The organism is Pseudoduganella plicata, assembly GCF_004421005.1.
Lineage (GTDB): Bacteria > Pseudomonadota > Gammaproteobacteria > Burkholderiales > Burkholderiaceae_D > Rugamonas > Rugamonas plicata.
The window spans coordinates 4,967,123-4,980,527 of sequence record NZ_CP038026.1 but is presented as its reverse complement, the minus strand read 5'-3'; the positions used below and the strand labels follow the sequence as shown (position 1 = coordinate 4,980,527).

The following is a 13,405-nucleotide window of genomic DNA, read 5'->3' as shown; positions in this document are numbered from 1 at the left end:
CATGGCGAGAAGCGAACCGCTTCTCCACTTGGCATCGCAGAATCACCCGCTCTGCCGCTCGTTGAAAATCATCTGTGGAGGTAGTTCATGGTAGAAAAAATGATGTCGCGTTCGGTGCGCCTGTTGTGCGCCGGCGGCTTCGCCGCTTCGCTGGGCCTGACGGGCGCAGCGACAGCACAGGACAATACAAATATTCAACGGGTCGAGATCACCGGCTCGAGCATCAAGCGCGCGACCGCCGAGACGGCGTCGCCGGTCCAGGTCGTCAGCCGTGAAGAGCTGCTGCGCTCCGGCAAGGGCACCGTGGCCGAATACCTGCAAACCCTGGCCGTGGACGGCGCCGGTTCGCTGCCGACCGGGTTCGGCAACGGCTTCGCGGCGGGCTCCACCGCCATCTCGCTGCGCGGCCTGGGCGCCACCTCGACCCTCGTGCTGCTGAACGGCCGGCGCATGGCGCCGTTTGCCCGCGCCGACGACGGCCAGAAAAGCTTTACCGACCTGTCCACCGTGCCGATGCAGATCGTCGAGCGCATCGAGATCCTGAAGGACGGCGCCTCGTCCACGTACGGCGCGGATGCGATTGCCGGTGTCGTCAACATTATCCTGCGCAAGGATTTCCGCGGCCTGGAGCTGAAGGCGGACACGGGCTGGTCGCGCTATGACGACGGCAAGCAGAACAAGGCGTCGATCACCTACGGCCAGGGCGACCTGGAAGAGGACCGCTACAACTGGGTGGTCAACGCCGAGTACATGCAGTCCGACAGCATCGCCAACAGCGACCGCTCGGGCCGGCGTGGCTATATCGGCGCGGGCGACCTGCGGCCATGGGGCTTTCCCGTCGGCACGCAGTTCGCCAACGGCTTTATTTCCGGCACCAACAATGCCAACCAGAGCGTTGCCGGCGCCGTGCGCAACCCCGTCACCACCAATTATGTCACCCTGCCGGGCTGCGCCGGCCTCACCGCCACGCAGGACCAGACCGGTGCCAACGGCGGCTGCCTGACGCACGTGAACCAGTGGCGCGACATGCAGCCGGAGATCGAATCCGTCAACCTGTACACGCGCGGCACCTTCCAGGTGAACCCGGCCACGCAAGCGTACGTCGAGGTGGGCTACTCGAAGCGCGACACGTCGTTTACGATGGTGCCGCCATCGTTCACGCCGACGGTGGCGTTCCCGCCGAACGCGCAGAACCCGCAAGGCTTCATCAACTACAGCAACCTGAACCTGCTGGCCGCCTCGCACCCACAGAACCCGTTCGGCGCGCCGGCCCGCATCCGCTACCTGGCCGGCGACATCGGCCCGAGCGTGCGCAAAGCCAACAACGAGTTCAAGCGCTTCGTGGCGGGCATCAAGGGTTCGGCCTTCGGCTGGGACTACGACACCGGCTTCACGTACTCGAATTCCGAGCTGCAGCTGATCTACACGAACATGCTGAACATGAACGTGATGCGCGCGGCGCTGGGCGATCCCACGTCGCAGTACTTCCCGTACTACATGGGCGCGGAAGCGGGCCGCAACCCGGCGTCGCTGTATGCGGCGCTGGCCGTCAACGCCGCGTCGCTGTCGAAGAGCAGCCTGGCCGTCGTCGACTTCAAGGCATCGCGCGAGCTGTTTGCCCTGCCCGGCGGTAACCTGGGTATTGCCGTCGGTGCCGAGCATCGTCGCGAGAAACTGAGCAATCCTTCGCTGTCGGGCTCGGAAAACGGTTCGATCAACTCGAACTACGTGGCCGCCTTTGGCGACTCGAAGGTGTCGGCCGTCTACGCCGAGCTGCTGGCGCCCGTGCTGACCGGCGTGGAACTCTCCGCCGCCGTGCGTTACGACAAATACGACAACTTCAACTCGACGACGCCGAAGGCCGGCATCAAGTGGACGCCGGTGAAGAACTTTGCGCTGCGCGGCACGTACACGGAAGGCTTCCGCGCGCCGGGCCCGGCCGAAGGCGGCACGCGTTCGCAGTCCACCGGCAACTCCACCGTGGCCGATCCGGTGCGCTGCCCGGGTGGGCAGGCCCTGACGGCCGGCGGTGCAACGTCGACGGACTGCGGCCTGTCCGTCGCGGCCGTCAAGGTCGGCAATCCGAACCTGCAGCCGGAAACGTCGAAAGGCTACTCGCTCGGCCTCGTCTGGGATCCGTTCGACGGTACCAGCATTGCGCTGGACGGCTGGAAGATCAAGCGCAGCAACGAGATCAATCCGCTGCCGTACAACGAGGCCGCCGCGCTGCCGACGGCGATCCGCTCGGACAACAACCTCGTCATCAACGGCCAGGTCATCCCGAACTCGGGCACGCTGATCATGACGCAGGCGCCGTACCGCAACTCCAGCTTCACGGAAGTGTCGGGTGTTGACCTGGACGTGCGCCAGCGCCTGCGCCTGGGCGAATACGGCCGCCTGAACCTGGGCGTCGTCATCAGCCATACCGCATCCTGGCTGCGCCAGGAGTCGGCCACGCGCGCGTACCAGTTTGCCGGCACGCACGGCAACTGCGATACGTCGAACTGCGCCGGCACGCCGAAGAACAAGGTCAACGCAACGGCCTCGTGGGACATCGGCGCGTGGAACTTCTCGGGCAACGTGAACTACCGCGACAAGATGAAGAACATCCTGTTCGAGGGTAACCCGTGCGCATCGCTGCTGGCCAACGGCCAGCCGGGCACGAAGAACTGCGAGATCGCGTCGTTCACGACGGTGGACCTGTCCACGCGCTGGAACGTCAACAAGCAGCTGACGTTCTTTGCTTCCGTCAGCAACGTGTTCGACAAGGTGGCGCCGCTCGATCCGCTGACGTACGGCGCGCTGGGCTACAACCCGATGGACGCTTCCGGCGCCATCGGCCGCTACTTCAAGCTGGGCGCAAGCTACAAGTTCTTCTGATCGCACCGCGAATGACGGCCGGGGGACCGGTGCCGCTTCGGACATTCGTCCGTAGCGGCACCGGTCCCTTTCTTGTTGAATGTGTCGCCCAACCACATCCGCGTCAATACTGATGGGACGTCATGTCACGTTCCACATCCATGGAAAATCCGGTCCGGCTTCCGTGCTGGACCCGGTTCGTTGCCCCGACGGCCGCCAACGGCACGCCGACGCCGATCACCGGCGCCGTCCGGCTCCCCTCCCCCGAACGGCGTCGGTTGCCGGACTTCACCCCGCTCGATGGATGGCGGCCCCCATTAATTCATTGACAAACTCTTTATTGCTGTATTTACCATTTCGTCTCAGCAACACTATAGAAAACCACAATTTGTTGGCATAAAACATTCACAGTTGCTTACAAAGCCAAACAAAAATTGACAAAACCGCTGCCGTGGTGGTTTGATACAGACCCCGTGATTTTTTGTGAGAAATCGCAGGGCTCACAGTCACTAGACCATAGTAACCAAGAGTAAAGCAGCGAGGGCTGCGCCTTCTCCGCCCCCACCCGGCGCGGGTTGTTTTTCCCATTTTCCGAAAGAAGTTGCAATGATTGAGAAAGTTCTGTCTCGTTCCCTGCGCGTGATGTTCGCGGGCAGCCTGGTCATGGGCATGCAGGCCGCGACCGCCCAGGAAGCCGCCGACCAGCCCATGCAGCGCGTTGAAATCACCGGTTCCTCCATTAAGCGTATCGCTGCCGAAGCGTCGCTGCCGGTGCAGTCGTTCAACCAGAAAGACATCAAGAAGTCCGGCGTCACGACCGTGACGGACTTCATCCAGCAGATCCCCGCCATGCAGGGCTTCTCCGTGGCGGCCGACTCCGTCGGCGGCGGCGGCGGCGGCGTGACGACGGCATCGATCCACGATATCGGCTCGGCCTACACCCTCGTGCTGCTCAATGGCCGCCGCATCGCGCCCGCCAACTCGGGCACGACGATCGACCTGAATTCCATTCCCCTCTCGGCCATCGAGCGCGTGGAAGTGCTGACGGACGGCGCCTCCGCCCTGTACGGCGCGGACGCCATTGCCGGCGTCGTCAACTTCATCCTGAAGAAAGGCGCCTCCGACTGGGAGATCAACGCCAAGTACAACCGTCCGCAGGAATCGGGCGGCGCGTCGAACTCGGTCTCGATCTCGAAGGGCTTCGGCGACATCGACGACGACGGCTACAGCGTGTTCTTCTCGGCCAGCCACGACGAGCAGAAGTCGCTGCGCGCATCGCAGCGCGACTTCGCCAGGACCGGCGTCATCAACTTCACCGACCCGGCCAACGGCAAAGCGCTCCAGTTCATCAACGGCTCCTCGCGCGCCATTCCCGGCAATGCAACGGTCAAGTACCGCAAAGCCGACGGCACCACGAGCAACGTCAACCTGAACCCGTACGCACTGGCCAACGGCGGCTGCGCACCCCTGAACCACGACTTCTTCGGCGACGGCAACTGCTACTTCGATTCGCCGTCGACGATCGAAATCAACCCGGAAACGAAGCGTGACGCGCTGTTCAGCTCCGGCAGCTTGAAGATCGGCAAGACCGGCTTCAACGCCTTCTACGACTTCGCCTACACGGAAGCGAACGTGCGCGCCAGCATCGCGCCGCTGCCGGCCCAGTTCTCGATCGGCCAGGGCTCGTCGCTGTACAACCAGTACATCCTGCCGAACCTGACCGCCGAACAGGCCGCCAACGCCGTCAGCACCGTCGCCAACTATCGCGCCACGGGCCTGGGCAACCGCGTCTATGACTACGGCACCAAGGCCACGCATGCTGTCGTCGGCGTCGATGGCAACGCGTTCGGCTGGGATGTCAATTCCGCGCTGACCTGGTCGCGCAACAAGCAGACCACGGACTATGTGGGCGGCACGCCATGGGCGGACAGGTTCCAGGCGGCCGTCGATGCCGGCGCGATCGATCCGTTCTCGGGCTCCGTCTCCGACGCGACCCGTGCGGCGCTGCTGGCCAGCGATTTCTCCGGCCTGTACCAGACGCAGACCGTCACGATGAAGGGCTGGGACGCGCGCGCTTCCCGTTCCGCCTTCGCGCTGCCTGGCGGCACGGCCATGCTGGGCGTCGGCGTCGACTACCGCAACACGTCGTACACGATGGCCAACGAAGACGTGGCGAAGAACGCGCTGCTGCAAGGCGACGGCGGTGCCGTGGACAGCGGCTTCGAGCGCGACAACGCCGGCGCCTATGCCGAGCTGATGATGCCCGTGACGAAACAGCTGGAACTGACCGGCTCGCTGCGTTACGACCAGATCGGCGCCGTCGAGGACAAGCTGACGGGCCAGAAGATCGGCAACAAGGAAAACGCCACGACGTGGAAAGTGTCCGGCAAATTCTCCGCCACCAAGAGCCTGATGTTCCGCGCCGCGGCCGGCACGGGCTTCCGTGTTGCGTCGATGCAGGAAATCGCCGGCGTGCTGGAAGACTGGGGCGTTACCGGCGGTAACTACCAGTGCCCGCTGACCGGCACCGGCCACCCGCTGGCGTCGTACTGCAACGGCGTTGGCCGCCAGCAATTCGAAGCCTTCCGCGGCGGTAACCCGAACCTGAAGCCGGAAGAGTCGAAACAGTGGTCGATCGGCACCGTCTGGGAACCGACCAACAACATCTCGATGGCGCTGGACCTGTGGAACGTAAAGATCAGCAACCAGGTTTCGGAAGTCAACGAAGCCGACATCTTCGCCAATCCGGGCAAGTACACCGACCTGTACACGGTCAAGCACATCAATGCCACCGGCCAGGACGTGCTGGCAGTGAAAATGCTGCCGATTAACATCGGCCAGCGCGAGAACCGTGGTATCGACTACGACTTCACGCACAAGATCAACGTCTACGGCGGCAAGCTGACGAGCCGCCTGGCCGGCACGTACCTGCTGCGTTCGCGCTACACGGTACCGGGCACGAGCGACGAGTGGACGACCGACCTGAACCGTTACGGCATCGACGACGCCGTCAGCTTCCGTCACGTGATCAAGGCCTCGTCGTCGTTCGAGACGAAGCAGTTCACGCACACGCTGACCGCCGCCTACCGTAACGGCTACATCGACAAGCCGCAGACGGAAGACGACTGCGCCGTGATCGTGGCCGGTTCGCCGGGCGAGTGCTACGGCGTGACACTGCGCGTGCCGAGCTACACGACGTTCGACTACCAGGTCGCGTACCGTCCAATGCCGAAAGTGGAAATCACCGCCGGTATCGTCAACCTGTTCGACCGCAATCCGCCGTTCTCGCTGCGTAATGCCGGTTCGCACCAGGTGGGCTATAACCCGTCGTACTCCAGCGCGCTGGGCCGTCAGTTCTACCTGTCCGGCTCGTATCGCTTCTAAGCTGTTTCCGACCTTGTGATGGTCTGAAGGCGACGCTTGCGTCGCCTTTTTTTTCGTCCAGTTGCCCGCCCAGCGCGTCGAGCGGCGACGCCGGGGCAACTTTTAAAGTCCCCGGGCAGGGCTTCCGCCAGCGCCAGCGTCGTTGCCGAAACGCCTAAAATACTTCATTGATGGTGCAATTGTCGCAATAATGTAACGAACGTGTCACGGTGGCACCACGTCGCTGCAGAATAAATCGTCTCCCTTCCTCCTTCAATGCACCAGCTTGGTGCGACACAGAAGTTGCTGATCTTCACGTAATGTTGACGCAACCTCGCTTAACTCGACGGCAATTTGTTTCCTAATGTAACTGACTAACGGGCACCGTTGCACCGTGTTAGCGCAACCGCGCCCCAAATGCGGCCAACTGCATCAATTGACACAGAATTCCTAGCGATGGTTTGATGAATGAGCAACGACAAGTTTGCGAGCTTGCAACGGCGGCAGCAACGTGCAACGCAATTCAATTACTCGGGAATAGGAAGCAAACAATATGGCAATGGAAAAATTGTTGTCCCGCTCGATTCGCATGATCTGCGCATCCGGCATGGCATTCGGGATGCAGGCGGCACACGCCCAGCAGGCCGAAGCCCCGATGACCAAGGTGGAAGTCACGGGCTCCCGTATTCCGACGGTCAACCTGGAAGGCACGAGCCCGGTCACGACGATCACGGCAAAGGACATCAAGACGGATGGCGTGCGTAACGTCGAGAGTCTGTTGAACAATATGCCGCAGGTGTTTGCCGACCAGGGCGGCAACGTCGTCAACGGCTCGACCGGCACCGCCACCGTCAACCTGCGCGGCCTGGGCGCCGAGCGTACGCTGGTGCTGGTCAACGGCAAGCGCCTGCCGATGGGCAGCCCGACCAATACCGCAGCCGACCTGAACCAGATCCCGGCACCGCTGATCAAGCGCGTCGAAGTGCTGACGGGCGGCGCCGGCGCCGTGTACGGTTCCGACGCCGTGTCCGGGGTCGTCAACTTCATCATGCAGGACAACTTCCAGGGCATCCAGGTCGAAGCCAATATGAGCGGCTTCAACCACCAGCAGAACGGCGGCGACATCGCCCGCCTGGTGTCCGAACGCGGCGCCTCGAACCCGTCGCAGTTCTCGCTGCCCGGCGACAAGGGCTGGGACGGCAAATCGCGCGACGCCAGCCTGCTGATGGGCTCGAACTTCGCCGACAACAAGGGTAACGCCACCCTCTTCTTCAGCTACAAGAAGGAAGACGAGCTGCTGCAGGCCGACCGCGACTTTTCCTCCTGCACCGTCAGCTCCACCGCCACCGGCTTCGCCTGCGGCGGCTCGGGCACCAACGCCACCGGCCGTATCCAGGCGCTGAGCGGCCCCAACAAGGGCAAGGTCTACACTGTCGATGCCAGCGGCAATGCGCGCATCTTCAACAACGCGCTGGACCAGTACAACTTCGGCCCGATCAACCACTACCAGCGTCCTTCCGAGCGCTACGGCTTCAACGCCAACATCCACTACGACGTCAACGACAAGATGCGGATCTACTCCGACTTCTCGTTCCACGACGACCGCACCGTGGCGCAGATCGCGCCGGGCGGCATCTTCGGCAATTCGGCCATCCTGCGCAACGACAATCCGTTCCTGTCGCAGCAGCTGAAGGACACGCTGGGCATCACGGCCGCCAACCCGGTCGAAGTCGTCGTCAACCGCCGCAACGTCGAAGGCGGCGGACGCCAGTCCGAGTACCGCAACACGTCGTTCCGCGAACTGTTCGGCGTCAAGGGCGAGCTGGGCATCTGGTCGTACGACGTGTACGCCCAGTCCGCCAAGGTGATCTACTCGCAAAGCGAAGAGAACTATTTCTCGTCGCAGCGCATCGACAAGGCCCTGGACGTCATCAACGTCAACGGCAAGGCCGCCTGCGCATCCGGCGATGCCGCCTGCGTGCCGTACAACGTCTATCAGCTGGGCGCGATCACGCCGGAAATGCTGGGTTACCTGCAGATCCCGGGCATGCGCAAGGGCTCGACGGAACAGCAGTTCCAGGGTGCGACGATCGGTGCCGACCTGGGCGAATACGGCTGGAAAGTGCCGACGGCCAAGAGCGGCGTGGGCGTTTCGTTCGGCTTCGAACACCGCCGCGAGAAGCTGGAACTGATGACGGATGCGGCCACGCAGGCCGGCGACCTGTCCGGTTCGGGCGGCCCGACGGGCGGCGTGACGGGCCAGTACTCCGTGCGCGACTACTTCGGCGAAACCAAGCTGCCGCTGATCGAGGACATGGCGTTTGCCAAGCTGCTGCAACTGGAAGGCTCCTACCGCCACTCCAACTACAGCACGGGCAACAAGACCAATACGTTCGGCCTGGGCGTGATCTGGTCGCCGATCGACCAGGTGCGCGTGCGCGCCACGTACCAGAAAGCGGTGCGGGCACCGAACCTGATCGAACTGTACACGCCACAGGGCAACAACCTGTTCGACATGAACGCCGATCCATGCGCCGGCGAAAACCCGACCGCTTCGCTGTCCGCCTGCCAGAACACCGGCGTCACGGCAGCCCAGTACGGCACGATCTCGGACAGCCCGGCCGGCCAGTACAACTACCTGCAGGGCGGCAATGCCAACCTGGCGCCGGAAAAAGCCAAGTCGAAAACGTTCGGCCTGGTGCTGACGCCGACGCGCGACCTCTCGGTGACGGTCGACTACTTCGACATCAAGGTGGACGACAAGATCGACAACGTCGATCCGGCCACCACGCTGTCGAAGTGCCTGGCCACGGGCGACGCACGCTTCTGCTCGCTGATCACGCGTGACCGTACCGGCTCGCTGTGGCTGTTCGATAACGGCCGCATCGTCGGCACGCAACAGAATATCGGCAGCCAGCACACCCGCGGCGTCGACCTGGGCGCGAACTACATGATGCGCCTGGGCGAGTGGGGCCGCTTCGGCCTGGCCTTCAACGGCACCTACCTGGACAAGCTGACGACCGAGGAAATCAAGGGCGAAGGCGAGTACGACTGCGTCGGCTACTATGGTGCCAACAAGTGCGGCTCGCCGAACCCGAAATGGCGTCACAAGCTGCGCGGCACGTGGAGCACCCCGTGGAACGTCGATATCGCCGCCACCTGGCGCCATCTCAACAGCGTGGAGCTGCAGAACCTGTCGGACAACCCGCTGCTCAACGACGGCGATACGTCCGAAGGCCACGGCACCAATGCCGTCGACCGCGAACTGGGCAAGCGCGACTACCTGGACCTGACGGCAACGTACACGTACAAGCGCAACTACTCGATCATGCTGGGCATCAACAACGTGTTCGACCGCGACCCGCCGCTGACGTCGCAGCTGGCCACCGGCCTGGGCAACGGCAACACGTATCCATCCACGTATGACGCGATGGGCCGCCGCATCTTCCTGAGCGCCAGCGCACGGTTCTGATAACGGTTGTTGTGTTGTAAGCTTACCGCCCGGCTTGCCGGGCGGTTTTTTTTGCGTTGCCCGCCCTGCAAACCGGAGCCTGTCACCGGTTTTCAAAAACCGGTGACAGGCTCCGGTTTCAAGCCATGCCTTACCCGCCCGCCGCGGTGCATAATCGCGCAACATCCATCCGGGAGACCCCATGTTCGGAACCACACTGGCGCTGCTTGGCGCACTGCTTGCATCCGCCACGGCCCTGGCGCAGCCACCCGAACGTTTCGACATCGCCATCACCGTTGACGACCTGCCCGCCCACGGTCCGCTGCCGTCCGGCATGACGCGGGCGGACATCGCCGCGAGCCACGTTGCGCTGTTCAAGGCGCGCGGGGTGCCGGAAGCCTTCGGCTTCGTGAATGCCAACCGGCTGGAACAGGAGCCCGACAGCGCCGCGGCACTGGCGACGTGGCGCTCGGCCGGCCACCCGCTGGGCAACCATGCCTACAGCCACCTGAGCCTGGACGCGGCGCCCACGCTGGCGGCCTGGCAGGCCGACGTGGCGGCGGGCGAAGCCGCGGTGGCGGCGCGGATGACGGGGCAGGACTGGCGCTGGTTCCGCTATCCGTATCTCTCCACCGGCACCGATCCGGTCCGGCGCGGCGCGGCGCTGGCGTGGCTGACGGCGCAGGGCTACCGGCTGGCCGGTGTCAGCGTCTCGTTCGACGACTGGGCCTACACGGACGCGTACACGCACTGCCTGGCGCGCAACGACAGCGCCGCCATCGGTGCGATGAAGAAGCAGTATCTGGACGAGGTGGACGACGGCATCGCACGCATGAAGGCAGCGTCGCGCCAGCTGTTCGGCCGCGTGATCCCGCAGGTGCTGCTGACGCATGTGGGCGCGTGGAGCGCGGCCACGCTGCCCGATGTGCTGGAGCGGCTCGAGGCTGCCGGCGCCCGCTATGTGACGCTGGCGTCGGCGCAGGCCGATGCGGCGTATGCGCAGGCGGCGGGCGGCGACGTCGTTGAAAATGAAGCGAGGCGACGCGGCATCGCGCTGCCGCGGCCGCCCGCGCGCCGGCTGGACCCGGCCACGGTGTGCCGCCAGGGAAGCGCTGATTGATTGCTGGTGGATGAGATTAGTCCTGAAAAACGTGTCCGGCAAGACGCAAATTCCCTGTCATACCGGGGTATGACAGGGAATTTGTGGCGCAGCGCGTTTTCTCAGGGCTAAGATCGCCGCCATGATGCATTCCGCGCATCCCCACGGGTTACAGCTCGAAGCCGCCGCTGCCGGCGCCATATTGCGCGATACCGTCGGCCAGCGCGGTGATCATCGTGCGTTCCGCCTGCGACAGGTGCGGATGCCAGACGTCGAAGATCAGCACCACGCGCAAGGCATCGCTGTCGTTCCAGGCTTCGTGTTCGATCGTGTCGTCGAACACCCACGCCTTGTTCATCTCCCATTCGCGGACGTCGTTGCCGACCCGCAGCGCGCACTGGCCCGGCAGATGATTCGGCAAAACCAGCGGCAGGTGCCCCACCAGGCGCACGTTGCTCACGCCCGTGTGCGCCGGGATGCGCGTGTGCGGCCGCAGCAGCGAGAACATGGCGCTGGGCGTGCGGTTGAGCTGACGGGGCTGCGGCAGGTCTGCGAGCGCGGCCATCGTCACCGGACACTGCGCCGCATTGGCCTCGTTGATGCGGCCCTGTTCGATCAGGTGGAACGCGCTCCAGTCGGGCGAGTTGTTCAGCTGGGCAAACTGGAAATGCGGCTGGTCCGGCGGATAGCTGAGGTACGGCACGAAGCCCTGCTGCGCTTCCAGCACGGCCAGGAATTCGGCGCGGATCGCCTCCGTCCGGGCTTCCAGTGCAGGCATCCAGGGAAACAGCTCGCGCTCGAAGAACGTCACCGGCGCCAGGCCCGGATAATAGAACAGCGCCGGCTGCGGGTCGTAGCGGCGCTTGCGGCCGAACATGATGTCGACGGCATCGCGGAAGCGCCCCAGCGGTTCGCCATGCAGGTCGCCCAGCAGCGGCGCCAGGTGCGCATCCATCCAGTCGCCGTAGTCGCGCCGATATTGTTCCTGGAACGCGTGGGCCCGCTGCAGCAGCGGGCGCAACGACGGATCCAGCTGCTCGACGGGCGGCGCCGCCATCGCGCCGGCGCCGTACGCGCGTGCCGCCTCGTGCCGGCGTCCCTGCCGCTCGAACAGGTCGCCCCGCAACAGCTGCGCCAGCATGTCGGTCGGGTCCACCGTCAGCGCGCCCGTCAACGCTTCCGCCTCGCCGGCCTCGTCATGCAGGCCGCGGCAGACCACGGCCAGGTTGATCCACTGCTGCTGGTCGCGCCCGTCGATCGCGACGAGGTGTCCCAGCAGTTCGCGGGCACGTTGCAGATCGCCGGCACGGAAGGCGCGCTGGCTCAGCGCGAACAGCGCCTTGGTATTGGCGCCATCGATGTCCAGCAGGCGTTGCCACAACTGGCCCGCCTCGTTGTCGCGGCCGGCCTGGATGGCCACGCCGATCTGCCGCTGCAGTGCCGCGACGTCTTCCGCAGTTGACTTAGCCACGCCGCGCCCGTCAGTCCTGGCGCAGGCGGCGCTGGCGCACGGCGGCGGCCAGGTTGTCCAGCACCTGCACGGTCGAGTCCCAGTCGATGCAGCCGTCCGTGACGGACTGGCCGTACGTCAGCTCCTTGCCCGGCACCAGATCCTGCCGCCCGGCGACGAGGTGCGATTCCACCATCACGCCGACGATGCGGTCGTCGCCGCCGGCCACTTGCCCGGCGATATCGGCGCAGACGGGCACCTGGTTTTCCGGCTTCTTCGAGCTGTTCGCGTGCGACGCGTCGATCATCAGGCGCGCAGCGAGACCGTAGCCGGCGATGGCCTTGCAGGCTTCGTCGACGCTGGCCGCGTCGTAGTTCGGGGTCTTGCCGCCGCGCAGGATGATGTGGCAGTCCTCGTTGCCGTTGGTCGAGACGATGGCCGAGTGGCCACCTTTCGTCACGGACAGGAAGTGGTGCGGCTGCGAGGCGGCCTTGATGGCCTCGACGGCAATCTTCGTGTTGCCATCCGTGCCGTTCTTGAAGCCGACGGGGCAGGACAGCCCCGACGCCAGCTCGCGGTGCACCTGCGATTCGGTCGTGCGCGCGCCGATGGCGCCCCAGGCGATCAGGTCGGCGATGTACTGCGGGCTGATCACGTCGAGGAACTCGGTGCCGGCCGGCAGGCCCAGTTCATTGATATTGCGCAGCAGCTCGCGCGCCATGCGCAGGCCGTCGTTGATGCGGAAGCTGTTGTCCATGTACGGATCGTTGATCATGCCTTTCCAGCCCACCGTCGTGCGCGGCTTCTCGAAGTAGACGCGCATGACGATTTCCAGGTCGCCCTGCAGGCGCGAACGCACTTCGACCAGGCGGCGCGCGTATTCCATTGCGGCCTTCGGATCGTGGATCGAGCATGGCCCCACGACGACCATCAGGCGGTCGTCCTGGCCGTGCAGGATGCGGTGCAGCGCAATGCGCGCCGCGGACGCGGTCTGCGAAGCCGCCTCGGTGCAGGGGAATTCGCGGATCAGGTGCGCCGGGGGCGTCAGTTCCTTCATCTCGCGAATGCGCAGGTCGTCGGTGCGTTGCATGGTGCTCTCCTAAAATAGCTTGTAAAAATTCTGCCGAAAAAAAAGACCGCCATCGCTGGCGGTCTCTTGGGTATTGGGTGGGACTCTCGCTGT

At 64.5% G+C, this 13,405-nt stretch carries 6 protein-coding genes; 4 read left to right on the top strand and 2 right to left on the bottom strand.

The window, feature by feature from the left end:
* Positions 1-87: 87 nt before the first annotated feature.
* The 4 genes from E1742_RS21975 (at position 88) to E1742_RS21960 (ending at position 10,793) form a co-directional block, all read left to right on the top strand.
* The gene (locus E1742_RS21975; protein WP_229466224.1) at positions 88-2,880 is read left to right on the top strand and encodes a TonB-dependent receptor; all 2,793 of its coding nucleotides are present in this window, start codon (positions 88-90) and stop codon (positions 2,878-2,880) included.
* 585 nt (positions 2,881-3,465) lie between these two features.
* On the top strand, positions 3,466-6,243 hold the full coding sequence (locus E1742_RS21970) for a TonB-dependent receptor domain-containing protein (RefSeq protein ID WP_134387245.1): 2,778 nt from the start codon (positions 3,466-3,468) through the stop codon (positions 6,241-6,243).
* Positions 6,244-6,793: 550 nt separating this feature from the next.
* On the top strand, positions 6,794-9,694 hold the full coding sequence (locus E1742_RS21965) for a TonB-dependent receptor domain-containing protein (RefSeq protein ID WP_229466222.1): 2,901 nt from the start codon (positions 6,794-6,796) through the stop codon (positions 9,692-9,694).
* Between the two features lie 181 nt (positions 9,695-9,875).
* Entirely contained in the window at positions 9,876-10,793 is a 918-nt protein-coding gene (locus E1742_RS21960) for a polysaccharide deacetylase family protein (RefSeq protein WP_134387244.1), read from the top strand.
* A 148-nt stretch (positions 10,794-10,941) separates the two neighbouring features.
* Here the strand turns inward: E1742_RS21960 and E1742_RS21955 are convergent, their stop codons facing one another.
* Positions 10,942-12,243 (bottom strand): aspartyl/asparaginyl beta-hydroxylase domain-containing protein, encoded by a 1,302-nt coding sequence (locus E1742_RS21955; protein WP_134387243.1) that lies wholly within the window; start codon positions 12,241-12,243, stop codon positions 10,942-10,944.
* A 10-nt stretch (positions 12,244-12,253) separates the two neighbouring features.
* The gene (aroG, locus tag E1742_RS21950) at positions 12,254-13,312 is read right to left on the bottom strand and encodes a 3-deoxy-7-phosphoheptulonate synthase AroG (RefSeq protein WP_134387242.1); all 1,059 of its coding nucleotides are present in this window, start codon (positions 13,310-13,312) and stop codon (positions 12,254-12,256) included.
* Between the last annotated feature and the right edge of the window lie 93 nt (positions 13,313-13,405).

What these genes read in the sequence shown, in the direction of transcription:
- E1742_RS21975 (WP_229466224.1), top strand. Translation starts at nt 88, where the DNA reads ATGGTAGAAAAAATGATGTCGCGTTCGGTGCGCCTGTTGTGCGCCGGC.
- E1742_RS21970 (WP_134387245.1), top strand. Translation starts at nt 3,466, where the DNA reads ATGATTGAGAAAGTTCTGTCTCGTTCCCTGCGCGTGATGTTCGCGGGC.
- E1742_RS21960 (WP_134387244.1), top strand. Translation starts at nt 9,876, where the DNA reads ATGTTCGGAACCACACTGGCGCTGCTTGGCGCACTGCTTGCATCCGCC.
- aroG (WP_134387242.1), bottom strand. Translation starts at nt 13,312, where the DNA reads ATGCAACGCACCGACGACCTGCGCATTCGCGAGATGAAGGAACTGACG.